The organism is Burkholderia sp. 9120, assembly GCF_000745015.1.
Taxonomy (GTDB): domain Bacteria; phylum Pseudomonadota; class Gammaproteobacteria; order Burkholderiales; family Burkholderiaceae; genus Paraburkholderia.
This window is the reverse complement of the sequence record NZ_JQNA01000002.1, coordinates 1,590,300-1,613,844: the sequence shown is the minus strand read 5'-3', so window position 1 is coordinate 1,613,844 and position 23,545 is coordinate 1,590,300. Positions and strand designations below refer to the sequence as shown.

Annotated in this window: 21 protein-coding genes; 15 read left to right on the top strand and 6 right to left on the bottom strand. The window is 61.0% G+C overall.

Features of this window, described 5'->3' with window-relative positions; translation table 11 throughout:
* Window positions 1-6 precede the first annotated feature (6 nt).
* The 13 genes from rfbA to FA94_RS15400 all read left to right on the top strand — a co-directional run bounded on the left by rfbA (window position 7) and on the right by FA94_RS15400 (window position 13,333).
* Window positions 7-888, top strand: coding sequence for a glucose-1-phosphate thymidylyltransferase RfbA (rfbA, locus tag FA94_RS15460; protein WP_035552686.1), 882 nt, complete (start codon window positions 7-9; stop codon window positions 886-888).
* Window positions 885-1,427, top strand: a complete 543-nt coding sequence (gene rfbC / locus FA94_RS15455) for a dTDP-4-dehydrorhamnose 3,5-epimerase (RefSeq protein ID WP_035552684.1) — start codon at window positions 885-887, stop codon at window positions 1,425-1,427. Before rfbA ends, rfbC begins: the two co-directional genes overlap by 4 nt.
* Window positions 1,428-1,535: 108 nt before the next feature.
* Window positions 1,536-2,723: a hypothetical protein gene (locus FA94_RS15450; protein ID WP_156126637.1), complete on the top strand. Its 1,188-nt coding sequence runs from the start codon at window positions 1,536-1,538 to the stop codon at window positions 2,721-2,723.
* Window positions 2,720-3,862: an EpsG family protein gene (locus FA94_RS15445; protein ID WP_035552679.1), complete on the top strand. Its 1,143-nt coding sequence runs from the start codon at window positions 2,720-2,722 to the stop codon at window positions 3,860-3,862. The genes FA94_RS15450 and FA94_RS15445 overlap by 4 nt, the downstream gene beginning before the upstream one ends.
* Window positions 3,863-3,917: 55 nt before the next feature.
* Window positions 3,918-4,661, top strand: a complete 744-nt coding sequence (locus FA94_RS15440) for a glycosyltransferase family 2 protein (RefSeq protein ID WP_063771781.1) — start codon at window positions 3,918-3,920, stop codon at window positions 4,659-4,661.
* A 12-nt stretch (window positions 4,662-4,673) separates the two neighbouring features.
* Window positions 4,674-5,732, top strand: a complete 1,059-nt coding sequence (locus FA94_RS15435) for a polysaccharide biosynthesis protein (protein ID WP_408306294.1) — start codon at window positions 4,674-4,676, stop codon at window positions 5,730-5,732.
* 3 nt (window positions 5,733-5,735) lie between these two features.
* A complete protein-coding gene (gene wbjC / locus FA94_RS15430) occupies window positions 5,736-6,863 on the top strand; it encodes a UDP-2-acetamido-2,6-beta-L-arabino-hexul-4-ose reductase (RefSeq protein WP_035552675.1) in 1,128 nt (375 codons plus the stop codon).
* Between the two features lie 35 nt (window positions 6,864-6,898).
* The gene (wecB, locus tag FA94_RS15425; RefSeq protein ID WP_035552671.1) at window positions 6,899-8,029 is read left to right on the top strand and encodes a non-hydrolyzing UDP-N-acetylglucosamine 2-epimerase; all 1,131 of its coding nucleotides are present in this window, start codon (window positions 6,899-6,901) and stop codon (window positions 8,027-8,029) included.
* An 11-nt stretch (window positions 8,030-8,040) separates the two neighbouring features.
* Window positions 8,041-9,294, top strand: a complete 1,254-nt coding sequence (locus FA94_RS15420) for a glycosyltransferase family 4 protein (protein ID WP_035552668.1) — start codon at window positions 8,041-8,043, stop codon at window positions 9,292-9,294.
* Complete coding sequence (locus tag FA94_RS15415) at window positions 9,291-10,247, top strand: UDP-glucose 4-epimerase family protein (RefSeq protein ID WP_035552665.1); 957 nt, start codon at window positions 9,291-9,293, stop codon at window positions 10,245-10,247. Before FA94_RS15420 ends, FA94_RS15415 begins: the two co-directional genes overlap by 4 nt.
* A complete protein-coding gene (locus FA94_RS15410; RefSeq protein WP_035552664.1) occupies window positions 10,231-10,791 on the top strand; it encodes a sugar transferase in 561 nt (186 codons plus the stop codon). The genes FA94_RS15415 and FA94_RS15410 overlap by 17 nt, the downstream gene beginning before the upstream one ends.
* A gap of 11 nt (window positions 10,792-10,802) precedes the next feature.
* Entirely contained in the window at window positions 10,803-11,378 is a 576-nt protein-coding gene (locus tag FA94_RS15405) for a NeuD/PglB/VioB family sugar acetyltransferase (RefSeq protein WP_035552663.1), read from the top strand.
* A gap of 11 nt (window positions 11,379-11,389) precedes the next feature.
* The gene (locus tag FA94_RS15400; protein ID WP_035552662.1) at window positions 11,390-13,333 is read left to right on the top strand and encodes a polysaccharide biosynthesis protein; all 1,944 of its coding nucleotides are present in this window, start codon (window positions 11,390-11,392) and stop codon (window positions 13,331-13,333) included.
* A gap of 88 nt (window positions 13,334-13,421) precedes the next feature.
* Here the strand turns inward: FA94_RS15400 and FA94_RS15395 are convergent, their stop codons facing one another.
* Entirely contained in the window at window positions 13,422-14,270 is an 849-nt protein-coding gene (locus tag FA94_RS15395; protein ID WP_035552661.1) for a Wzz/FepE/Etk N-terminal domain-containing protein, read from the bottom strand.
* A 348-nt stretch (window positions 14,271-14,618) separates the two neighbouring features.
* Window positions 14,619-15,221, bottom strand: coding sequence for an NUDIX domain-containing protein (locus tag FA94_RS15390; RefSeq protein ID WP_035552660.1), 603 nt, complete (start codon window positions 15,219-15,221; stop codon window positions 14,619-14,621).
* Window positions 15,222-15,590: 369 nt separating this feature from the next.
* Between FA94_RS15390 and FA94_RS15385 the strand changes: the two genes are divergently transcribed.
* Window positions 15,591-17,507: a polysaccharide biosynthesis protein gene (locus FA94_RS15385; RefSeq protein WP_035552659.1), complete on the top strand. Its 1,917-nt coding sequence runs from the start codon at window positions 15,591-15,593 to the stop codon at window positions 17,505-17,507.
* Window positions 17,508-17,636: 129 nt separating this feature from the next.
* On the opposite strand, the gene FA94_RS15380 is transcribed toward FA94_RS15385, so the two are convergent.
* The 3 genes from FA94_RS15380 to FA94_RS15370 form a co-directional block, all read right to left on the bottom strand.
* Window positions 17,637-18,881: an O-antigen ligase family protein gene (locus FA94_RS15380; RefSeq protein WP_231584962.1), complete on the bottom strand. Its 1,245-nt coding sequence runs from the start codon at window positions 18,879-18,881 to the stop codon at window positions 17,637-17,639.
* Window positions 18,882-19,047: 166 nt separating this feature from the next.
* Window positions 19,048-19,338, bottom strand: coding sequence for a hypothetical protein (locus FA94_RS15375; RefSeq protein ID WP_035552657.1), 291 nt, complete (start codon window positions 19,336-19,338; stop codon window positions 19,048-19,050).
* Window positions 19,339-19,426: 88 nt separating this feature from the next.
* A complete protein-coding gene (locus tag FA94_RS15370) occupies window positions 19,427-20,527 on the bottom strand; it encodes an MraY family glycosyltransferase (RefSeq protein WP_035552655.1) in 1,101 nt (366 codons plus the stop codon).
* Between the two features lie 291 nt (window positions 20,528-20,818).
* Here FA94_RS15370 and FA94_RS15365 point away from each other — a divergent pair, with 291 nt between their 5' ends.
* Window positions 20,819-22,378 carry a methyl-accepting chemotaxis protein gene (locus tag FA94_RS15365; protein WP_035552654.1) on the top strand — a complete coding sequence of 520 codons (1,560 nt, stop codon included), beginning with the start codon at window positions 20,819-20,821 and terminating at the stop codon, window positions 22,376-22,378.
* Between the two features lie 132 nt (window positions 22,379-22,510).
* On the opposite strand, the gene galE is transcribed toward FA94_RS15365, so the two are convergent.
* Complete coding sequence (gene galE, locus FA94_RS15360) at window positions 22,511-23,533, bottom strand: UDP-glucose 4-epimerase GalE (protein WP_035552653.1); 1,023 nt, start codon at window positions 23,531-23,533, stop codon at window positions 22,511-22,513.
* Window positions 23,534-23,545 lie beyond the last annotated feature (12 nt).

Genomic DNA, 23,545 nt, shown 5'->3' with positions numbered 1-23,545 from the left:
CGCACCATGCGCAAAGGCATAATCCTCGCCGGCGGTTCCGGCACGCGGCTTTATCCGATCACCCGATCGGTGTCGAAGCAACTGCTGCCCGTGTACGACAAGCCGATGATCTACTATCCGCTGTCCACGCTCCTGCTGGCGGGGATTCGCGACATCCTGGTCATCTCCACGCCGCAGGACACGCCGCGTTTTGCGGAGATGCTCGGTGACGGCAGCGCCTGGGGTATCAACCTCCAGTACGCGGTACAGCCTTCGCCGGATGGACTGGCGCAGGCCTTCATCATCGGCGAGCAGTTCGTGGGTAATTCGCCGAGCGCGTTGGTGCTGGGCGACAACATCTTTTACGGTCACGACTTGCAAGGCCTGCTGGGCGAAGCCGATGCGCAGCCTGACGGCGCCACGGTCTTTGCTTATCACGTGCAGGATCCGGAGCGCTACGGCGTGGTCGCCTTCGACGCGAGCGGCAAAGCCGTCAGCATCGAAGAAAAACCGGCGGTGCCGAAGAGCGGTTTCGCGGTGACCGGGCTTTATTTCTATGACAACCAGGTGGTCGATATCGCCAAGGCGGTGACGCCCAGCGCGCGCGGCGAACTGGAGATCACGGCGGTGAATCAGGCTTATCTCGAGCGCGGCCAGCTCAGCGTGCAGATCATGGAGCGCGGCTATGCATGGCTCGACACGGGCACGCATGACAGCCTGCTCGAAGCGGGGCAGTTCATTGCGACCCTCGAGCACCGGCAAGGACTCAAGATTGCTTGTCCGGAAGAGATCGCGTGGCGGCAGGGTTTCATCGATAGCGCGCAAGTCGACAAACTCGCGCAGCCGCTGGCCAAGAGCGGCTATGGGCAGTACCTGTTGCGCCTGCTGAAAGACGAGAGGACGGCATGAATATCATCCCTACAACCATTCCCGAAGTGCTGATCGTCGAACCGAAAGTGTTCGGCGACGCGCGCGGATTTTTTTACGAAAGCTTTCATCAGCAGCGATTCAATGCGGCCGTCGGACGGAGCGTCGAGTTTGTTCAGGACAACCATTCGCTGAGCGCGAAGGGTGTGCTGCGCGGGCTGCATTTTCAGATCGACCCGATGGAACAGGGCAAGCTCGTGCGCGCCGTCAAAGGCGAGGTGTTCGACGTGGCCGTGGACATTCGCCCCGATTCGCCGACATTCCGCCAATGGGTCGGTGCGCATCTGTCCGCCGAAAACAAGCGGCAGATGTGGATTCCGCGCGGGTTCGCGCACGGATTCCTGGTGCTGTCGGATGAGGCTGAATTTCTCTACAAGACGGACAACTACTATTCACCGGAACACGAGCGCTCGATCCGCTGGGACGATCCCAGCATTGGTATCGAATGGCCGGTCAGCGTGCAGCCGAACCTTTCCCAGAAAGACGCCATTGCTCCGGCACTGGCGGATGTGCTGGGATAAATAGGCCTTGTTCGCGCTTGCGGCGCAATCAGGCCCTGTTGTTGCCACCCATACTGGATTGAACACGTTGCGTCGATTGGTGGGCTGGCAGGGTTGGTTGGGGAAATAATGCGATATCTCTCGGTACTGGCTTCGAACGTATTTATTAATGTGCCAACGGTATTGCTGGTCCTGATGTATTCCCATCTGGGAACGTTTCAGGACTCTGCGAGGTTGGGGACGGCGCTTGCCTACGCGGCGCCGCTTTACCTGCTGTTTTCCATGCAGCACGGCGTAGCGATCCTGGCCGGCAGAAGGGCGTGGGGCGAGGCCACTGCGCTGCGCGTGAAACTGGCACCGCTCTATCTGCTGATTGCGGTGGTGGTGTCGGTCGTCTACAAGGAATATCTGATCCTCGTGGTCGGACTCTACCGGCTCGGCGATCTGCTGTATGAGCCGTATTTCTCCGAGAAAATCAGAACGATGGATTATCGCGGGCTGTTCGCCAGTAGCGGCGGCCGCCTTCTGGTTTTCCTGTTGAGCCTGCTCGCCGTTTATCTGCTCAAGCTCGAATTGATGCAGGCGGTGATGCTGCTGGCCTTCGCTAACATCGCGATCACCATCTGGTCATGCGGTTTTTCATGGACGGCTGGAATTCGCAACGCGATCGCCACCCGAACGGATTTTCTGATGGGCGGCGGCGCCTGTCTTGCCAGTTTGAGCGTCAACGTGCCGCGCTATTTTCTCGGTCGGGCGGACACTGGCGATCTGGCTGCCTATTCGAACCTGCTGACGATCGTGATGGCGGCAACGCTGGTGTTTGTTTCCTTCAACAATCTCTATTTCGCCAAATGCGCGCGCGCCGGCGAAACGGGTGTGTTCCATTTCTTTACCCGTTCGCTTGGTTTTGGAGCGATCGCGGCGGCCATGCTATGGATTTTCGTGGTTCACGATTTCGAAGTGGCGAAAATCCTGGTGGGTATCGCGCTCGGCAAGCGATATGTGGCTTACGCCGGGTTGGTCTACCTTTTCTGGCTGTTTTACTGGTTACTGTATTTGCAGAATGTCGCGAACTGCGTACTGATTTACGTCGGCGCCGGCAGAATTATTCTTTTGTCGAATGTTTTGCTGCTGGCGCTATTGGCCATTGGATTCCTTGCGGTGCTAGGTAATGCCTCGGCGTTGTCGGCTGTAGTCGTGGTCAATATCTCGATGGCGATCTTTCTCGTCGTCGCGGTTTATTTGACTTTCACACGATTGCGCGGCGTGGCGGGATTGCGCGGGGTCAGTGAGATGCCGAAGGATCGTCCAGCATGACACTCTATCTGGCCGTCTTTTTCATTCTCTGGGGCCTGTTTTTTGTCTCCACGATCAAAGGGGAACTGGTCGTTCCGTTCGAGTACCTGGCGCTCGCGATCTTTATCGTGTTCGCGGGTCAGCGGTTCGAAACGGGCAATGACTGGTTGACCTATCGGGATCACTATCTTGCGCTTCAGCTTTACGGGTTCAGCGGCGGCGACAGCCCTCAATTCCCGGCGTTCGAGCCGCTTTACGTCTTGACCGTCTGGTTGTTCAGCAGAGTGGCCGATTTTCAGACGTTCCTGCTGGTTGTGGCGGCCGTCAACGGGCTGGTGTTGTACCGGTTCGCCAAAGCGTGGGGCGCAAGTTTCTGCGGGTTGGCCGCGATCTATTATTCGTGGGTGTATCTTGCGACGCAGATGGCCACCACGCGCTATTCGCTCGCCATGTCCTTTGTTTTGCTAGCGTTGATGTTTATCGCGCAGCATCGCAAATGGCTTGGCTATTTGCTAATTTTCGTGGCGGCGGGATTTCACTTTTTCTCGCTGGCCTTTCTGCCGGTCATCTTCCTGCTCAACCGGCGGCTCACGCTTCGCCTGGCGATCCTGACGCTGGTTATTGGCTTCCTGTTCGTGCACGTGATTCTGGCCGCGGCAAGTTCAGGGATGATGGATTCATTGCCGTTCTCGGAGAAGATCGTTTTTTATCTGGACGAAGCGACGGTCAAGCAGGTGAGCGCCGGCAGTATTGGCTACATTCTGCTGAATCTGGCGTTCTTCGTCTGGATCATGCGTGATTCGGACGATGACGACAAAGCGCGCCTCGTGAAATGGAGTGTGTTCTACCTGCTGTTCTTCCAGGTGGTCGCGTGGATGCTGCCGGTTTTCTGGAATCGCGTTCAGATATTTGCTGTCGTGATTCAGGCCTGTACCTTGTCGAAGTATTTTATGGACCGGCGCAATGCGCTGTTCGTGCTGGCTGGAGCCATGATTTCAATGGCGGCGTTGCTCAAATTTCTGATGGATCCGGCGTTTATTTCTTACGTGCCCTATCAGAGTTATTGGGTGGACAAGGTAATGATGGACGCCGCCCGCGACGACGGAGAGTTAAGGTTCGTCGAGGCAATCGAGAGAAATAAAACGCGGACCTCTAATTAGGGGTAAATAATTTCTGCTTGCGGACGACTTGTGAGTCGCTATGAAATTGATGTAAATGGGTGGAAATATGATTAGCGTGTGTATCGCCACATATAATGGTGCCAATTATATTGTCGAGCAATTGGACTCTATTATCAGTCAAATTGGTGATGCTGATGAAATCGTAATCTGCGACGATCGGTCGAGTGACGAAACGATTTCGATACTGGCTGCTTATAACGATCCGCGGATCCGCATCCACCGGAATGAAATCAACCTTGGGCATGTGCGGAATTTCGAAAAGGCCATGACGCTCGCCAAGGGTGACTACATCTTTCTGTCCGACCAGGATGATGTCTGGTTGCCGGGGCGTGTTCAGAGCATGCTGGCGAAACTGAACGAAGACCCGTCGGTGAGCCTCGTGGCCAGCAACTTCGACCTGATCGACGCGCAAGGGCAAAAAATGGGCGAATACCGGCTGCTAGGCGCGACGAAGGCCACCCGGCTGGCGCAGATCAGCTCGATTTTTATGGGTCGCGCGCCCTATTTTGGCTGTACCTTTTTGCTGAGGCGTGAATTGCTGCAATCGTGCCTGCCGATTCCGAAGGGCATCGAGTCTCATGACATTTGGTTTGCATTGGTTGCAAGTTCGATCAGTTCGGTTCTCAATCTGCGTACGCCCACGCTGCTGCACCGAATTCACGGCAAAAATGTCACCGTGGAAAAACGGCGCGCGTTGCACGTGGTGCTCAGGTCCAGGGCCCGTTTTCTGTGGGCGCTCGCGTTGAGGCTTATTTCCCTGAAACTTAAACTGGCATAGGACCACCTGATAATGACTTCGATGAATTTCTTTAGCGGGAAGACCCTGCTCGTGACCGGTGGAACCGGGTCGTTCGGCAATGCCATTCTTCGTCGCTTTCTGGACTCGGACATCGCGGAAATCCGCGTTTTCAGCCGGGACGAGAAAAAGCAGGACGACATGCGCAAGCGTTACGCGAATTCCAAGCTGAAGTTTTATATCGGCGACGTGCGCGACAAGCGCAGCGTGGCGTCCGCCATGCGGGGCGTGGATTACGTGTTCCACGCCGCGGCGTTGAAGCAGGTGCCGTCGTGCGAGTTTTACCCGATGGAGGCCGTCCGAACCAACGTGCTGGGCACGGAGAACGTTCTGGAAGCCGGCATCGAGCAGGGCGTGAAGCGTATCGTCTGCCTGAGCACCGACAAGGCCGTGTACCCCATCAACGCGATGGGGATTAGCAAGGCGATGATGGAAAAGGTGATGGTCGCCGCCAGCCGTAACCTCGAAGGCACCGACACGATGATCTGCGGTACGCGCTACGGCAACGTGATGGCGTCGCGCGGTTCCGTGATCCCGCTGTTCGTCGCGCAGGTGCTGGCGGGCAAGCCGATCACCGTCACCGACCCGAGCATGACGCGCTTCATGATGACGCTGGCCGACGCGGTCGACCTCGTGCTGTACGGCTTCGAGCATGGCAACAATGGCGACATCTTCGTGCAGAAGGCGCCGGCCGCCACCGTCGAAGTCCTGACCACGGCGATTCTGGCATTGATGGGCAAGCCGGAGCACCCGGTCCACGTGATCGGTACGCGTCACGGCGAGAAGCTGTACGAGGCGCTGCTCAGCCGCGAGGAAATGGCCTGCGCCGAAGACATGGGCGATTACTTCCGTGTGCCGCCGGACGGCCGCGACCTGAACTACGCGAAGTTCGTCGAAGAAGGCGAGCAACGCATCACGCAGCATTCGCATGGCGAGGACTACAACTCGCACAACACGCATCGTCTCGACGTCGAAGGCATGAAGGCGCTGTTACTGAAGCTGGACTTCATGCAGCGCATCGCGCGCGGCGAGCACGCGGTCGCGGAGGAGTAAGTCATGAGGGTGCTGATCACCGGAGCCAACGGATTCGTCGGCAAGAACCTGCGCCTGCATCTTGCGGAGCGCAAGGACGTCCACGTGACGTGCTTCACGCGTGAAGACGACGTTGCGCGTCTGCCCGCGCTGTTGCAGGAGGTGGACTTCGTCTTTCACCTGGCGGGTGTGAATCGTCCGCAAGACCCGCAGGAGTTCGTCACGGGCAACCGCGATCTGACCGAAGCGTTGAGCCGCGCGCTGGCCGGCGAGGCCGACCGGTCGGACCGCAAGGTGCCGGTTGTCTACACGTCGTCGACGCAGGCCGACCGCGACAATCCGTACGGGCAAAGCAAACGCGGCGCCGAGGCGGCGTTGCAGGCGGTTGCGGGCAGCCATGGGATTGCCGCGCATCTCTTCCGTTTGCCGAATGTGTTCGGCAAGTGGTGCCTGCCGAACTACAACTCGGCGGTGGCCACGTTCTGCCACAACATCGCGCGCGGGCTGCCGATCCAGGTCAACGACGTCAACGCGCAGGTCACGCTGGTGTACGTGGACGACGTGATCGAGCGTTTCGTGCAACTGATGGACGGCGCGGATCCGGTGGTGGACGCGAGCGGTTTTTCAGTCGTGACGCCGCAGTACACGACAACGGTCGGCGAGCTGGCGCGCCAGATCGAGGGGTTCCGCGCGAGCCGCGACACGCTGATGATCGACCGGGTCGGCACCGGTCTTACGCGGGCGCTCTATGCGACCTATGTGAGCTACCTGCCGGTGGAGGCGTTCACTTACACGGTGCCGCACTACGGCGATCCGCGCGGCGTGTTCGTCGAGATGCTGAAGACCGCCGATTCCGGTCAGTTTTCATTCTTCACGGCGCACGCGGGCATTACGCGGGGCGGCCACTATCACCATACGAAGACCGAAAAGTTTCTGGTCATCAAAGGCCAGGCGCGCTTCAAGTTCCGCCATATGCAGACCGGCGAGACTCACGAGCTGGTGACCGCTGGCGAGAAGCCCGAGATCGTTGAAACGGTGCCCGGCTGGACGCACGACATCACCAACATCGGGCAGGACGAGATGATCGTCATGCTGTGGGCGAACGAAGTTTTCGATCGGGCGCGTCCCGACACGTTCGCTTGTCCGCTCTAAGCGCCTTGCCATTGCAGTCTTTCTTTCCGACGTCGATGAAAAAACTCAAAGTCATGACCGTGGTCGGTACCCGGCCCGAGATTATTCGCCTTTCGCGGGTGCTGGCGCGCCTCGACGAGCATTGCGATCATGTTCTGGTGCACACGGGCCAGAACTACGACTACGAACTGAACCAGATCTTCTTCGACGATCTGGGCATTCGCAAGCCGGATCATTTCCTCAACGCGGCGGGTGGCGGCGCGGCGGAAACCATCGGCAAGATCATCATCGCGATGGACGAAGTGCTGGCCACGGAGAAACCCGAGGCGCTGCTGGTGCTCGGCGACACGAATAGCTGCCTGTCGGTGATTCCGGCCAAGCGTCGCAAGATTCCGATCTTCCACATGGAGGCCGGCAACCGCTGCTTCGACATGCGCGTGCCCGAGGAAATCAATCGGCGCATTGTCGACCACACCGCGGACATCAACCTGACGTACAGCTCGATCGCGCGTGAGTACCTGTTGCGCGAAGGTTTGCCGCCCGACATGGTGATCAAGACCGGCAGCCCGATGGCCGAGGTGCTGGGTTACTACAAGCCGCGCATCGACAGTTCCGACGTGCTGACGCGCCTTGCGCTCGACGACGGACAGTTCTTCGTGGTCAGCGCGCATCGCGAGGAAAACATCGACTCGGACGCCAACTTCGGCAAGCTGGTGCAGGTGCTGAACGCCGTCGCGGAAGGCTACGGCCTGCCGGTAATCGTTTCCACGCATCCGCGTACGCAAAAGCGGGTCGATGCAATGGGTGCGCAATTCCACGCCAATGTGCGCTTGCTCAAGCCGCTCGGCTTCACCGACTACAACAAGCTGCAACTCTCCGCGCGCGCCGTCTTGTCCGACAGCGGCACGATCAACGAAGAGTCGTCGATCATGAACTTCCCCGCGCTGAATCTGCGCGAGGCGCACGAGCGCCCGGAAGGCATGGAAGAGGCGGCGGTGATGATGGTCGGCCTGGAAGTCGAGCGTGTGCTGCAGGGCCTCGATATTCTCGCGACGCAAGCGCGAGGCGGCGAGCGCCTGCTGCGCCAGGTCGCCGATTACAGCATGCCGAACGTGTCGGACAAAGTGCTGCGCATCATCCATAGCTACACGGATTATGTGAACCGCGTGGTGTGGAAGAAGTATTGAGAGGACAAGGCATGCGGCTGCTTGTGGTGACCCAGTACTTCTGGCCCGAGAATTTCCGAATCAATGATCTGGTCGCCGAGTTGGTGCGGCGGGGTCATGACGTGACGGTGCTGACGGGGCTCCCGAACTATCCCGAAGGGGCGGTGTTTCCACAGTTCAAGGACAACCCGGAAGCCTTCTCGCGCTACGAGGGCGCGGAGGTGATTCGAGTGCCGATGCTGCCCAGAGGGAACGGCGGGCTGCGTCTGATGCTGAATTATTTCTCGTTCGCCGCGAGTGCGTCGTTGCTCGGCATCTGGAAGCTGCGCGGGCGGCACTTCGATGCGGTGTTTGCCTACGAGCCTTCACCGATTACCGTCGGCTTGCCGGCAGCCGCGCTGCGCGCGGTGAAGCGCGCGCCGATGGCGTTCTGGGTGCTGGATCTGTGGCCCGAAACGCTGCAGGCCATCGGCGTGGTCCGCTCGCCCGCGATACTGCGCGCGGTGGGGAAACTGGTCAGCTTCATCTACAAACGTTGTGACCTGATTCTTGCCCAGTCAAACAGCTTCATTCCGCAGATCCGCAAGTATGCGGGCGCGGATAGCCGCGTCGAGTATTTTCCGAGCTGGGCCGAATCGCTGTTCGATTCGGTGGCCGTCGCGCCCGCCGAAGAGGTGCCGCATGCGCCGGACAGTTTCAATGTGATGTTCGCCGGGAACATTGGCGACGCGCAGGACTTTCCCGCCATTCTGGGTGCGGCGGAGCGCTTGAAGGAGTATCGGCATATTCGCTGGCTGATCGTCGGCGACGGGCGGATGGCGAGCTGGGTGACCGAGGAGATCGAGCGCCGCGGGCTGCAGCACAACGTGTTGATGCTGGGCCGGCATCCGGTCGAGCGAATGCCGGCGTTTTTCAGGCACGCGCAGGCGCTTCTGGTGAGTCTGAAAGACGAGCCGATCTTCGCCATGACGATACCGGGCAAGCTGCAATCGTATCTGGTCGCCGGCGTGCCGATTATGGCCATGCTCAATGGCGAAGGCGCCGAGGTGGTCAGTCAGGGCGGCGCGGGCATAACCTGCGCGGCGGGCGACCAGGCGGCATTGGCCGACTGCGTGTTGGCGCTCTCGCGCATGACCGAAGAAGAGCGTGCGTTGATGGGACATAACGCCAAGGCGCTGAGCCTGCGCGAATTCGATCGGGATACGCTGATCGGCCGGCTGGAAAGCTGGCTCAAGACGATGTCTTACGGTACAAGCCGGCCAGTCGAATCGGGGAGGGCAAAATGATTCTCGTCACTGGCGCAACCGGATTCGTCGGCCGGGCCGTGGTGGCCGAACTGGCCCGCAAAGGCGTTGCGGTGCGCGCGTGCGTCCGTCGTCCGGATGCTGTCGTGCCCGAAGGCGCACAAAGCGTCCAGATCGCCGATCTGTCGGCCGAACTGAACTGGCGCGATGCGCTGGCGGGCGTTTCCGCTGTCGTTCACGCCGCCGCGCGGGTTCACGTCATGGACGATGCCGCTGCGGACCCGCTCGCTGAATTTCGACGGATTAACGTCGCCGGCACGTTAAACCTTGCTGAACAGGCAGCAGCCGCTGGCGTGATCCGCTTCGTTTTCATCAGTTCGATCAAGGTGAACGGCGAGGCAACGGTGCCTGGACGACCGTTCTCGGCGGGCGACACACCCGCGCCACTCGACGCATACGGCATCTCCAAGATGGAAGCGGAGCAGGGCTTGCGCGAGATCGCGCGTCGCACCGGCATGGAGGTCGCGATCATTCGGCCGCCATTGGTGTACGGCCCGGGGGTGAAGGCCAATTTTCAGGCCATGATGCGCTGGCTGAAGCGCGGCATCCCGTTGCCGCTAGGCGCGATTCACAATGCGCGTAGCCTGGTCGCGCTGGATAACCTCGTCGCGTTGATTGTCGCGTGTATCAGCCATCCGGCAGCGGCGAATCAAACGTTCCTCGTGTCCGACGGCGAAGATCTGTCGACGACCGAGTTGCTGCGGCGAATGGGGCGTGCCATGGGGCGGCCGGCCAGGCTGATTCCATTGCCGGCGGCGTTGCTTCGGTTGGGCGCGTCGGCGGTGGGCAAGCCGGCCATCGCACAGCGACTGTGCGGATCGCTGCAGGTGGATATTTCGAAAACAAAAGAATTGCTGGCCTGGCATCCTCCCTTGTCGGTCGACGAGGGATTGAGGCAAGCCGCGGGGGACTATCGAAGTGAAGCGTCTATTTGATCTGGTGGTGGCGATTTGCGCCAGCGTGTTGCTGCTGATTCCGATTGCGATCGTGGCATTGGCGGTGCGGCTGACGTCGGCGGGGCCGGTCCTGTACTGGTCGGACCGCGTTGGGCGGAATAACGACATCTTCAGGATGCCAAAATTCAGAAGCATGCGAGTGGGCACGCCCGCGGTCGCCACGCATCTGCTGGCGGACGCGAATGCGTATCTGACGCCGATCGGCAGCTTCCTGCGCAAAAGTAGCCTGGATGAATTGCCGCAGATCTGGAGCATTCTGAAAGGCGATATGAGTCTGGTGGGCCCGCGGCCCGCGCTCTTCAATCAGGCGGACCTGATCGAACTGCGCACTCGCGAAGGCATTCACACGCTCGCGCCGGGATTGACCGGCTGGGCGCAGGTGAACGGACGCGATGAGTTGCCGATTCCGCAGAAGGTGCGGCTGGATAAGGAATACATGGAGCGTCGTTCCTTGTGGTTCGATATCCGCATCTTGTGGATGACCTTCGCGAAGGTGATTCGACGAGACGGAATTACGCACTGAGGATCGCGGAAATGAAGAATCTATTGATTGTCGGCGCGGGCGGCCACGGCCGCTCCCTGGCGGAGGCCGTGCTACTCGGCGGCGTCTTCCGGCTGGCGGGATTTGCCGACGACGCGGCGCCGGATCTGGCGCGCGTCTGGGATTGGCCGGTGTTCGGCAAGACGGCCACGCTGGAGAACTACCGCGCGCATGCGGATGCCGCGATCGTCGCGATAGGCAACAACAGCCTGCGTGAAAAATTGCTGGACCGGCTGGCTGAGCTGGGGTTCGAGCTGCCGGTAATTGCCCACCCCGCGGCGGTAGTGTCGCTTCGGGCCGTGATCGGACCCGGCAGCGCAATAATGGCCGGCGCGATCATCGGCACGGAGGCGCAGTTGGGCCGTGGCGTTATCGTCAATTGCGGCGCTGCGGTCGATCACCACTGCAAGGTCGAGGACTTCGGTCACCTGGGCGTGCATGCCGCCATGGCCGGCGGATCGATTCTGGGGCGGGCGGCGTGGATGCAAGCCGGCTCGGCCCTGGGTTACGGCGTCAAGGTGCAAGACGGTGCCGTGCTGGCCCCGGGCACGGCCCTTCAAGCGAGTTGAGCAGTTTAATAATGTCATTTATCAAAACCGCCCGCACGCCGTTGCTAGCGTTGCCGCGCTCGTTCAAGGTCACGGTCGTCGTGGTGTTGGACCTGGTGCTTGCGCTTGTCTCGGTGTGGATCTCGTTCTACCTGCGCATCAATCAGGTCGGCTTGCCGCAACTGCAGCAGGGCTACGTGTACCTGCTCGCGCCGCTGCTAGCTTTTCCGCTGTTCGTGCGACTGGGTCTGTATCGCGCGATCTTCCGCTATACGGGGATGGCCGCGCTGGCGAGTACGGCCAAAGCCGTGGGACTCTACGGCGTGCTGTTCTTCTGTGTGCTGGTGGTGCTGAAGCTCGACGGTGTGCCGCGCACGCTGGGGATCATCCAGCCGATGCTGTTCCTGCTGCTGGTTGGCGCAAGCAGAGCGATGGCGCGCTTCTGGCTGGCAGGTTCGCCTTTCAGGGGCCGCCATGAAGAAGGCCGCCTGCTGATTTACGGCGCTGGCGCGGCCGGCGTGCAAACGGCGTCCGCGCTGGGTATCGCGCGGCAGTTCGTGCTGCTCGGGTTTATCGACGAAGATGCCGCAAAGGTTGGCCGCAGCATCAACGGGGTCGACATCATGGGCTTGAGCGATGTGCCCGAGGCGGTCGAGCGCATGGGCGTGACCGACATTCTGCTGGCCGTGCCGTCGCTGGGCCGGGCGCGCCGTAATGCGATCATCGACAAGTTGCGCGAGGTGCCCGTTCACGTGCGTACGCTGCCAGGCATGGCCGACCTCGCGTCGGGCCGCGTGACGGTCGGCGACTTCCAGGAACTGGACGTCGAGGATCTGCTCGGCCGCGCGCCGGTGCCACCGGACGCCGCGCTGCTGGCGCGTAACCTGTTGGGCAAGACGGTGCTGGTGACGGGCGCGGGCGGGAGCATCGGCGGTGAGCTTTGCCGCCAGATCATTCAGGAGAATCCGCGCCGTCTGGTGCTGGTCGAACATAACGAGTTCGGGCTCTACACGATCCACAGCGAACTGCTGCGGCTGTGCGCCGAACACGCGTTGCAGGTCGAGATCGTCCCCTTGCTGGCGAGCGTGTCCAACCTGAGACGCCTGCGCGAGATCTGCCGTGAGCATCGGCCGGCCACGGTTTATCATGCCGCCGCCTACAAACATGTGCCGCTCGTCGAGTGCAATCCGTCGGAAGGTATCCTGAATAACGTGTTCGGCACATTGAACATGGCACGCGCCGCGATGGAATGCGGCGTCGAGTATTTTGTGCTTGTCTCGACAGACAAGGCGGTGCGTCCGACCAACATCATGGGTGCGACCAAGCGCATGGCCGAGCTGGTATTGCAGGCGCTGTCTGCGAGCCGAAGCGTGTCGTTCGAGTTACTCGACGGTGAACCTGGCGAACTGGTGGAAAACCGCACGCTGTTCGCGATGGTCCGCTTCGGTAACGTGCTCGGCAGTAGCGGCAGCGTCGTGCCGCTATTCCGCCGGCAACTGCTGGAAGGCGGGCCGCTGACAGTCACGCATCAGGACGTCACCCGCTATTTCATGACGATTCCCGAGGCGGCTCAACTGGTGTTGCAGGCCGGCGCGATGGCGCACGGCGGCGAGGTCTTTGTGCTCGACATGGGCGAGTCGGTCAAGATCATGGATCTGGCTAAGCGCATGATCCAGTTGTCCGGTCTGTCGATTCGGGACGAACGCAACCCGGGCGGCGACATCGAAATTAATGTCACCGGCTTGCGCCCGGGCGAGAAGCTTTACGAGGAACTGCTGATCGGCGACAACCCCGAGCCCACCGCACATGAGCGCATCATGAAGGCGCGCGAGGACTTCGTGGGCTGGTCCGAACTCGCCGTTGTGCTGACCCGGATGCGTGTCGCGGCGGAACAGAATGACCGGTCGTGTATCAGCGAGATTCTTCAGCAACAGGTGCAAGGTTACGTGTCACAAGCGGCCGACGCGCCGGTTTAATTGCCGCACGACGGTACGCCAACAAAAAACAAGCGGGCAAAAAAACCGGCCCGATGGGGCCGGATACTTCAACGCAATCCCGACTGACTCAACGCAATTTCGGGCTCACTGCCCACGCGACGCCAACCAGTAATCCAAGCACGATACCGATAGCGATCAGAAGCAGCATGCTCGGTGTGCTTGAGCGAAGCGGCGTATAGGGCGCCTCGACAATGCGCGTCGGGTAGGTTAGCAGCGGGCTGACGGCCTGCTGGAGCGCAATGGTCTGTTGCCTTAAATCGAGGACCTGCTGATTGAGCGTAGTGGCCATATTGGTCACCAGCACATTGCGCGGGTCACTGGCGCTCGCATTGCCCTGCGCCGTGGTCGACTGAAGCGACTGATAAGTCTGCCTGTATTCCTGCTCGGCCTGGGCAAGCTTGGCGGTCGAGGTGGCAAGCTGGCTTTTCAGGTCATCGATCGCGGGATCGAACATCTTTTGATGAGGCGCCGAGAACGTCTTGAAAGACGCCAGCAATGCTGCGGTGGCATCGTTTCGCGAATACGCCGAGACTTGCAGCATGATCAGATCAGGGCTTCGTGCGGGTGTGGCCACGAGCGTGTCGAAAATCACTTTGGATTGCCGGGAGCCGCTGTCGGGCACGGGCAAACCGAGATCGCCGAGCACATGCAGGCGCAGCGCGGGCAGGTTGTAGCGATCGGCGGCGGTCAATTGATTTTCGATCGGACGGCTGACCACGCCGCCACCCTGCGGCGACGAAATTTGCCCGATCTGGATCGTCATTCTTGCAATCCACTTGGGTTGCATGAAGTGCGAGAGCACAGCGCCAGCCAAGGCGCCGAGTATGCCGAGCACAATGATCAGCTTGAACGATCTGGAAACCTGGCGTACCAGGTCGGAGGACGTGCGGCGCGCTACGGCAGGTGTTTGATGCATATTGTGGAATCGTTAGGAGCCGTTGTTAATGGCATAGTGCAGATAATTGTATCGCGGTTACTAACTGCGATTGCGTACCGGCCCTTTTCTTTGGTAACAATTCATCTTGCCTGGTAACATTCCCCGTTGCTTGACCGGCACGCACCGCGCCGCGTTTTGCTGAGATCCGCGGTGCAAACTTCGCGCAGCGCTGAACGCACGCTCGTGCCGTACGGGCCTCGTCGAAGGTCACGAAATGTCTGCCCAATATGCCGTCAACCGGGCGTTCCTGCAACACCATTCGACCGGACGGCATGCCATGGCTGCCCTGCAGAAATTGCTCGCGGCGAATCACATCGATTCGCACAGCTACGCCGATATATCGGCATCCTTTCCAAACAATTGCAGTGCTGCGTACTGCAGGAGAATGATGGTCTTGCCGTCGGTAATTTCGCCACGCGCCACCCTCTTCAATGCGTCGTCGACGGTCAGTTCGACCACTTCGATGTCTTCTCCTTCCTCGACTACGCCGCCGCCGCTGGCGATCTTGTCATCCGGTGCATACGGCGCGACGAAAAAGTGCACTGCGTGCGTGACACAGCCGGGCACCATCAACGCGTTGAAGACTTTTTTCATCGACCCGATCCGGTAACCGGTCTCTTCTTCCACTTCCTGCTTCATGCGGGCCTCGGGATCGGCGCCGTCGAGAAAGCCGGCAGGCGTTTCCAGCAGATCGCCCGAGCCGCCGCGCAGATAGGCGGGCAAGCGGAACTGCCGCACGAGGATCACCGTGCGACGCGTGGCATCGTAGAGCAGCACGGTGGCCCCGTCGTCGACGTGGTAGATCTCGCGCGTCAGCGCCTGGGTCTCGCCGTTGGTGCGAACGTAGTCGAGACTGAACTTGTCGAGCCTGTTCCAGTTGTTGGACAGGTGCTCGACATGGGTGATGCGAATTCGCGGATTGCGAGGCACGGTTGCGCTCCGTATCAGAGGGTGGCATACACAGTGGCGCGCGCAGTGCGGCGGCGCGCGGGCCCATTGCCGGCAGGCGAGATTCAGCTTTTGCGCATGGGCAACAAGCGTACTATGTAATTCGCTCCGGAGCGGAAAAGCGATCGGCCGTGAGCGGTGTGAAAATTGCTGCTGCGCACTTTGGCGGCGGCCATAACATTGGCTTCCCGTAGAACGCCACGGCATAATCAATGCCTTGCGGAGGCTGGACCGTCCGGTTTTATAGATGTGCCTCATGCGTGCGCAGTCTTCCATGCGCAAGTTCACTGCACATCTGGCGGCCTTCATCGGCATTGTTTCTGAGCAACAGCAATAGGAGGTGTGGCCCCGATGTTTCGACATAAATCCTCATGGATATCGTTCATTGCCTTCATCTTCGATTTATGCGCAGTCATGGGAGCATGGCTCGGCGCGTACATGATTCGATTCAACGGTCCCGTCCCGACCGAGTTCTGGGGTGGTGCGCTGAGAGCACTGGTGTGGGTGATTCCTGTTTATGGCCTGATGTTCAGGCTATTCGGCCTGTATCGCGGGATCTGGGTGTTCGCCAGCCTGCCGGACCTGATACGCATCTCGAAGGCAGTGGGGTGGGGCGCGCTCACCGTGATGGTCGTGTCGGTGGTGGTGCAGCCGGTGCCGATCGTTCCGCGCTCGGTGTTGATCGCATCGCCGTTGCTTCTGTTCCTCGCGATGGGCGGTCCGCGTGCGCTCTATCGCGCCGCCAAAGAGTTCTATCTTTATGGCGGCCTCGTCGCTCAGGGCAAGCCGGTTATCGTGCTTGGCGCGGGCAGCGCGGGCGCGAGTCTGGCGCGCGAATTGTCGCGCTCCAGTGAGTGGCGGCTGGTCGGTCTGCTCGACGACGATACGGCCAAGCAAGGCCGCGAAATCTACGGCTATAAGGTGCTCGGTGCGATCAGCGATCTGTCGCGTTGGGCGGAAAAATTCGACGCGGCGCACGCGATCATCGCGATCCCTTCGGCCTCCGTCGAAAACCAGCGGCGCGTGGCGGCGCTGTGTCTGAATGCCGGCGTGCGCGCCATGGTGCTGCCCGCGCTCACCACGCTCACGCAAGGTCAGGCGTTCCTGTCGCGCGTTCGGCAGATCGATCTCGAAGATCTGCTCGGCCGCGCCGCCGTGACGATCGACACACCGCACGTCGAGGCACTGCTGCATGGCCGCGTGGTGATGGTGACCGGCGCGGGCGGTTCGATCGGCTCGGAACTCTGCCGGCAGATATTGCGTTTCGCGCCCGCGCAACTGGTCGCCTACGATCTGTCCGAGTTCGCGATGTACCGGCTCACTGAAGAACTGCGCGACCGCTTTCCGGATTTGTCCGTGATTCCTATCGTTGGTGATGCGAAGGATTCGCTGCTGCTCGACCAGGTCGTGTCGCGCTACATGCCGCACATCGTATTCCATGCTGCTGCCTACAAGCATGTGCCGCTCATGGAAGAGCTGAACGCATGGCAGGCGGTGCGCAACAACGTGCTCGGCACCTATCGGGTGGCCCGCGCGGCGATACGCCACAACGTAAAGCATTTCGTGCTGGTCTCCACCGACAAAGCCGTCAATCCCACCAACGTGATGGGCGCGAGTAAGCGGCTCGCGGAAATGGCCTGTCAGGCGTTGCAGCAAACGAGCGAGAACACGCAGTTCGAGACCGTTCGTTTCGGCAACGTGTTGGGCAGCGCGGGCAGCGTGATTCCGAAGTTCGAAGAGCAGATCGGCAAAGGCGGTCCCATCACGGTGACGCACCCGGAAATCACACGCTTTTTCATGACGATTCCGGAAGCGTCGCAACTCGTGCTGCAGGCATCCAGCATGGGGCGTGGCGGCGAGATATTCATTCTGGACATGGGCGAGCCTGTGCGAATCACTGATCTCGCCCGCGATCTGATTCGTCTGCACGGTTTCACCGAAGAGCAGATTCGCATCGTGTTCACCGGTTTGCGGCCGGGCGAAAAGCTTTACGAGGAACTGCTTGCGGACGACGAGACCACCACGCGTACGCCGCATCCGAAGCTGCGCATCGCACGCGCGCGCGAAGTACCGGACCATCTGCTCGACGAGCTGCTGCCGTGGCTGATGCAGCGCCGCGTCCTATCCGACGAGGAAGTGCGCCGCGATTTGCGCCGCTGGGTGCCGGAGTATCAAACCACCATGGCGCCAGTGCTGCAGAGCTTACCGACGGTGCGTCCGTCCGTCGTTTCGGGCCCGACGCCGCGCCCGCAAAGCGGCGGTGTGTGATCCCGCAAAAGGAATCTGCCGCGGTCACATGCGTCGCGGCTGATTTCTGTTCGGCGGGAGTTCAGGTCGGAAAAGGAATTGCGCAGTAGGCCGGGCGCGTGTCCGGCTATCCGTCTGCGAAGACCAGCGTTATCGAGGTGGAACGCTTGCGGCGTTGCCGGCCTTGTCGGCATAGGTAGCCAGCGCTGCGAGCATTGCGATCATCGTCGCATAGAAGGCGACGGTCATTTTCAGGTCGAACGTTTCGACCGTCAGACCGAAAATCCAGAACGACACCACGAACGTCAGCCCCATCAGCGCGGCGCGATTAGCGGGGCCTGCCGGCGCACTAAGCCGCTTCCAGAAGAGTACGCCCGGCACGATGTAGATCGACAGCAGCGCAAGGCCGCCGAGAATACCGTAATCCGTCAGATAAGCGAAGAACTGGTTATGCGTCTCGCCCTTGCCGTTTTGCGCGGCTAACGGAGTGAGCATGCCTGCGTTGGCAAACGACTGCATGCTGTCGCGAAAGCCATGCGCGCCCAATCCGAGAAGCGGATGGCTCTCGACGATCTTGAGCGCCGTCTCATACAACTGCAGACGGATGCCGAGCGACGTGTCGCGCTGTCCATGCTCGTAGCTGGTCAGATCCGTTGACAGGTCGATGACCCGGTCTCGCGCGGAAGACGAAAAAACAAACACGCCAGCCAGGATCGCGACGATCGCGAGCGGCAACAGCACTTTCCAGCGACGCGACTTGCCGCGGCCACGCACATACACAATCAGCACGGCCACCACCGGCAAGGCGACCCAACCGCCGCGCGAGCCGGTCAGCACCGACGCAGTGAGTCCGGCAATCAGCCCGGCAATCTTGAGAACCCTCACCGCGAGGCCGTCCTTACGCCACCAGTTCAGCGAAAGAATTGACAACGCGCCGAGTACCAATGCGATATCGCCATAGTGAATCGGATTCAGAAAACTGCTGCTAACCCGGCCGATGTTCGTGTTTTGCGGCGCGATGAGCAGAATCGCGAGCGATATCAGCGCGCCTAACGCGAACGACAGATCGCTCCACGCGAGCGTACGCGGCAGCAATTGTCGCAAGACCAGAAAGAGCGGCATCGCGGCGAGGAAGCGCGCCGGCGAATCGAGCGTATTGGGCACCACCTTCGCGTGCGCAATCTCACTGATCAGCACCGCCGCGAGCGGGCAGGCCATCGCGACGCACAGGCGTGCATCCACAGGGTCCCAGTGGAGCGGCGCGAGGCCGGTCCAGCGTTTAGGGCTCAGCAGCAGCGCAAGCGAGATGACCGAGGCTGCAATCGATATGGCGCTCCCGCCGCCATGCATGAGCAGGGTGAGCGCAGGATACGTAAGCAGAAAAAACGCTGGCAACAGGCTTCGGGGGCTGACGCTCAGGGAAGAAGGCGTAACGGGCGTCGACATATCTTTTTAACTTTAGACGGCCGTCACGACGTCGAAGTGCGCCGTGTTGGGCCGTATCTACTGGCCCATGATTGTACCTTCTTCCTATCTGGCTACACCGTTCCTTAGGACCACCTCAGAGCCCGCTGCAGGGATTCGGCCCCGGCTGACCACCCGCTTTCGTCGCGGCGCTCACGGCTCCTGCGGCCGCTATCGTGCCGACCACTTTCAAGGTCCTGGTCAGCGGATCCGTCGAGTCGTTGGGATTCGTAATCTGCCGGCCCGTGTAGGCCGTGCACTCGGGCTGCGCGCTCACCGCGGCGACCGGCCGTGCGCTCCAGACGACGTTGTCCGCTGCCGTATTGGCCAACGCCGGCAGGCTTGCCGCGAGCAAGCCGAGCGCGAAGAAATGGACTTTCGACTTCATAACGGACCCTTTCTATTTATTAAATTGGTCCGATGATATTCGCGGTCGTCGCGCCATGCAAACAAAGTGCTGACTTTATGCTTACCGATTAGCGCTTGGCTTTCCTGACTACCATCCAGCGCGGCGATTTGAAGCGCACGATGCTGACGTAAAGCCAGACGTAAGTCAGCGCGAACACGACCACGAAGCAGAACAGATGCAGCGTATGCCGCCAGAACAGGGTGGCGGGCACGACGGCGATCAGGCACAGCAGCCACAGATAGGGCGAAGTCAGCGAGTTGCGCCGCGTCAATTCGCGCGCAGTGCGCGCACCCACCGCCCAGCGCATCAAGCGCTTATAAACCAGCATGTGCAGATGCACGCCGTCGGGAATGCCAGGCGACATCCCGCGAATGAATTTCTTGCGATAGATCGAGAAGCAGGTCTCGAAGATCGGGTACATGAACAGCAGCACCGGATACCACGCGGAGACGTCGCGATTGCGCATCACCAGCAGGATCGACAGTTCGGCGAGCATGAAGCCGATGAAGTACGCACCGCCGTCGCCGAGAAAGATCAGCCCCGCCGGGAAATTCCAGATGAAGAAGCCGAGCACCGCGCCCATCATCATGAACGAAGCGGACAGCACGACCGGATCAGACACCTGGAACGCCACATAGGCGAGCGACGCGAACATCATGAACGCGACCATCGAGGCCAGCCCGTTGAAGCCGTCGATGATATTGATCGCGTTGGCGAGCGCCGCGACCGCGAGCACCGTGACCGCGCAGGAGATCACCGCGTACGACAGCAGGAAGTCGAGCGGCGGCACGCTGATACGCGTGACGGCGATATCCAGCAGAAAGTAGGCGAGCGCGGCGGCGGCCATCGTGCAGACGAGGCGCGCCAGCGGCGATACGCGCTTGGTCAGATCCTCGATCATGCCCGAGCCGAAAGCCGGCATGCCGCACGCGATCAGCCCGAGAATGCCGCCCGACACGGCCGGATACGCGTGATGCAACTGCACCGCGGACGCGATCAGCCCAAGCAGAATCCCCACGCCGCCGATGCGCGGCACCGGATGCACGTGGAATTTCTGCACGCCGGCCAGATCGGTGTCGGTGGAGAATTTTTCATGCAGATGCGCATAGCGCACGATCAACAGCGTGATCAGCAGTGAAACGAGAAAGCCGAGCGCAAAACTAAGCATGAAAGTGGGCCTGAGCGAAGACGCCGAATTATACAAACGAAACGCGACGGCTCCGGAAAAGCGCGCTGGGCGCGCGAGCGGCGTCAAATCCCAGATAGTGGCGAGAAAACGGCCGGCAAAGCCTTGCCAGTCATGGATTCCACCTATTTAACGAGGCCTCGGCGCGGTCGTTAACCTGGATGCGGCGAAGTGTAAGTCAAGCACGAATCCAGCACGAAAAACACGGCATAACACGGCACAACGCAGGCCGGCCTGCTTCGCCGCCGCTCGACAAGACGCTCCGGAGATCCAATGCTAAACAACATCACAATTCGTGGCGGCCTGACGCTGTTGATCAGCGTGTTCGTCGCCTTCCTGCTGACGGTGATCGCCGTCGGCTATGGCGCGCTCAAGCTCGCCAACGGCAGTCTCGACGACACCCAGCGTAGCGCCGTCGCGTTATCGCATCTGAAGGCCAGTTCCGAGAAGCTGTTGCAGGTGCAACTGGCGGTGGGTTCGTATCAGACGCTGTTCAGCGTCGGCAAGCAGACCGACGACCTGCTGCCGGCCGCGCACAAGGTGCTGGTCGAATCGAACAACGACTTCCGCAATTACATGGCCGGTCCGTTCGCCAGCGCCGAAGAACAGCGCCTCGCGCAGAGCGTCGAGCAGGCGCGCAGCGCGCTGGTCGAAAAGGCGATCGAGCCGGAGTTCAAGGCGCTCAACGATTTCGACTTCAATACCTTCCGCAACATTCAGGGCGAAACCGCGAACGGTTTCTACGCGGTCTATTCGAAGGCGATCGATGCGCTCGAGCATGCGCAGACCGAGAGTCAGCATCAGCAGGCAGCCACCGCCGCGCAGCGTTTTCAGCTCGCTACGCTGCTGTTCGGCGTGATCGGTGTGATCGCGATCGTGATCAGTGTGGTGGCGCGGGTCGCGTTGTCGGCGGCGCTCATCAAGCCGGTCAATGCGACCGTCAAACACTTCGAGCGGATCGCCGCTGGCGATCTGAGCGTGGCCATCAAGGTCAAATCGCGCAACGAGATGGGCCAGTTGCTGGGCGCGCTGACGAAGATGCGTGACGGTCTGGTGGAAACGGTGGGCAAGGTGCGCGGCAGCACTACAGCCATTACGCAGGGCGCCAACGAAATCGCGGCGGGCAACGCGGATCTGTCGGCGCGTACCGAGCAGCAGGCGGCGGCGCTTCAGCAGACCGCGGCCAGCATGGAGCAACTGTCGGCCACGGTGAAGCAGAACGCCGACAACGCGAAGCAGGCGAACCGGCTCGCGCATGGCGCGCTGGACACGGTCACGCGGGGCGGCACGGTGGTGTCGCGCGTGACCGAAACAATGGATGGGATCAGCGCGTCGTCGCGCAAGGTGGCCGAGATCATCGGCATGATTGAAGGGATCGCGTTTCAGACCAACATCCTGGCGTTGAACGCGGCGGTGGAAGCGGCGCGGGCCGGCGAGCAGGGGCGCGGCTTCGCGGTGGTGGCCTCGGAAGTGCGCAGCCTCGCGCAGCGCTCCGGCGCGGCGGCGAAGGAGATCAAGGAGTTGATCGGCGAATCGGCGGCCAAGGTGGAGCAGGGCGCGTCGCTCGTGTCCGACGCGCAGAAGACGATCCACGAAGCAATGAGCGCGGTGCAGCGCGTGACCGGCGTGATGAGCGAGATTGAAGCGTCGGCGCTCGAACAGAGCGACGGCATCGAACAAGTCAACAAGGCGGTGTCGCAGATCGACGAGGTCACGCAGCACAATGCGGCGCTGGTCGAGGAAGCGGCGGCCGCGGCGAAATCGCTGGAGGAGCACGCGGTGGCGTTGCGTGACGCGGTTGCTGTGTTCCGGCTTGAGGGGATGGTCGCGTAGTTGGCCACTCAGGTCGCCGCTCAGGCGGCCATCGCAAGCTCGGGAGCGATCCCGCAAACGGCGACGGCGCGATCAGCAAGCTGAAGATCGCGCCGTCGCCGTTTTTCAAACCGACTCAAACCTCGAACAGACTCACGCAAAACCTTGCGGATTGGTCGACTGCCAGCGCCAGTGATCCGCGCACATCCGCTCGATGCCGAACTGCGCACGCCAGCCGATGATCCGCTCAGCGGCGGCCGGATCGGCGAAACACGAAGCGACGTCGCCCGGACGGCGCGCCACGATCTCGTAGGGCACCGGCTTGCCGGACGCCTTCTCGAACGAACGCACGACATCCAGCACGCTGTAGCCCTGGCCCGTGCCGAGATTCACCACGAAGCTCGCGTCGCGCTGAACCAGCGCGTCGAGCGCGGCCAGATGCCCGCGGGCCAGATCCACCACGTGGATGTAATCGCGCACGCCGGTGCCGTCGGGCGTGTCGTAGTCGCCGCCGAACACGCGCAGCTTCTCCAGCTTGCCAACCGCCACCTGCGCGACATACGGCATCAGATTGTTGGGCACGCCGGCCGGATCTTCACCGATCAAGCCGCTCTCATGCGCGCCGACCGGATTGAAGTAGCGCAGCGTGGCGATTCGCCATGACGGGTCCGCGATTTCCAGATCGCGCAGAATCTGCTCGGCGATCAGCTTGGACTGGCCATACGGGTTGGTGGCCGACAGCGGGAACGACTCGTCGATCGGCGAGCTCTTCGGCACGCCATACACCGTGGCCGACGAGCTGAACACGAACTGCTTCACGTTGCGATCGCGCATCACGCCAAGCAGGCTCAGCAAACTGCCGACGTTGTTGCCGTAGTACTCGATCGGCTTGGCGACCGATTCGCCCACCGCTTTCAAAGCGGCGAAGTGGATCGCGCCGCTGATCGGATGCGCGTCGAAAATGCGGTTGAGCGCTGCTGTGTCGCAGGCGTCGGCTTCGTAGAAGGTCACGGCGCGGCCGGTGATCTTCTCCACGCGCCGCAACGACTCGCGGTTGCTGTTCACGAGATTGTCGATTACCACGACGTCGAAACCGCCGTTCAGCAGTTCGACGCAGGTGTGCGAGCCGATAAAGCCTGCACCGCCGGTTACCAGAATCGTGCCCTTCGTGGTCATGCTGTTGCTCCG

Bases quoted from the DNA above. Each gene is read 5' to 3' on its own strand.
- rfbA (WP_035552686.1), top strand. From the start codon at position 7: ATGCGCAAAGGCATAATCCTCGCCGGCGGTTCCGGCACGCGGCTTTAT.
- rfbC (WP_035552684.1), top strand. From the start codon at position 885: ATGAATATCATCCCTACAACCATTCCCGAAGTGCTGATCGTCGAACCG.
- FA94_RS15450 (WP_156126637.1), top strand. From the start codon at position 1,536: ATGCGATATCTCTCGGTACTGGCTTCGAACGTATTTATTAATGTGCCA.
- FA94_RS15445 (WP_035552679.1), top strand. From the start codon at position 2,720: ATGACACTCTATCTGGCCGTCTTTTTCATTCTCTGGGGCCTGTTTTTT.
- FA94_RS15440 (WP_063771781.1), top strand. From the start codon at position 3,918: ATGGGTGGAAATATGATTAGCGTGTGTATCGCCACATATAATGGTGCC.
- FA94_RS15435 (WP_408306294.1), top strand. From the start codon at position 4,674: ATGACTTCGATGAATTTCTTTAGCGGGAAGACCCTGCTCGTGACCGGT.
- wbjC (WP_035552675.1), top strand. From the start codon at position 5,736: ATGAGGGTGCTGATCACCGGAGCCAACGGATTCGTCGGCAAGAACCTG.
- wecB (WP_035552671.1), top strand. From the start codon at position 6,899: ATGAAAAAACTCAAAGTCATGACCGTGGTCGGTACCCGGCCCGAGATT.
- FA94_RS15420 (WP_035552668.1), top strand. From the start codon at position 8,041: ATGCGGCTGCTTGTGGTGACCCAGTACTTCTGGCCCGAGAATTTCCGA.
- FA94_RS15415 (WP_035552665.1), top strand. From the start codon at position 9,291: ATGATTCTCGTCACTGGCGCAACCGGATTCGTCGGCCGGGCCGTGGTG.
- FA94_RS15405 (WP_035552663.1), top strand. From the start codon at position 10,803: ATGAAGAATCTATTGATTGTCGGCGCGGGCGGCCACGGCCGCTCCCTG.
- FA94_RS15400 (WP_035552662.1), top strand. From the start codon at position 11,390: ATGTCATTTATCAAAACCGCCCGCACGCCGTTGCTAGCGTTGCCGCGC.
- FA94_RS15395 (WP_035552661.1), bottom strand. From the start codon at position 14,270: ATGCATCAAACACCTGCCGTAGCGCGCCGCACGTCCTCCGACCTGGTA.
- FA94_RS15385 (WP_035552659.1), top strand. From the start codon at position 15,591: ATGTTTCGACATAAATCCTCATGGATATCGTTCATTGCCTTCATCTTC.
- FA94_RS15375 (WP_035552657.1), bottom strand. From the start codon at position 19,338: ATGAAGTCGAAAGTCCATTTCTTCGCGCTCGGCTTGCTCGCGGCAAGC.
- FA94_RS15370 (WP_035552655.1), bottom strand. From the start codon at position 20,527: ATGCTTAGTTTTGCGCTCGGCTTTCTCGTTTCACTGCTGATCACGCTG.
- FA94_RS15365 (WP_035552654.1), top strand. From the start codon at position 20,819: ATGCTAAACAACATCACAATTCGTGGCGGCCTGACGCTGTTGATCAGC.
- galE (WP_035552653.1), bottom strand. From the start codon at position 23,533: ATGACCACGAAGGGCACGATTCTGGTAACCGGCGGTGCAGGCTTTATC.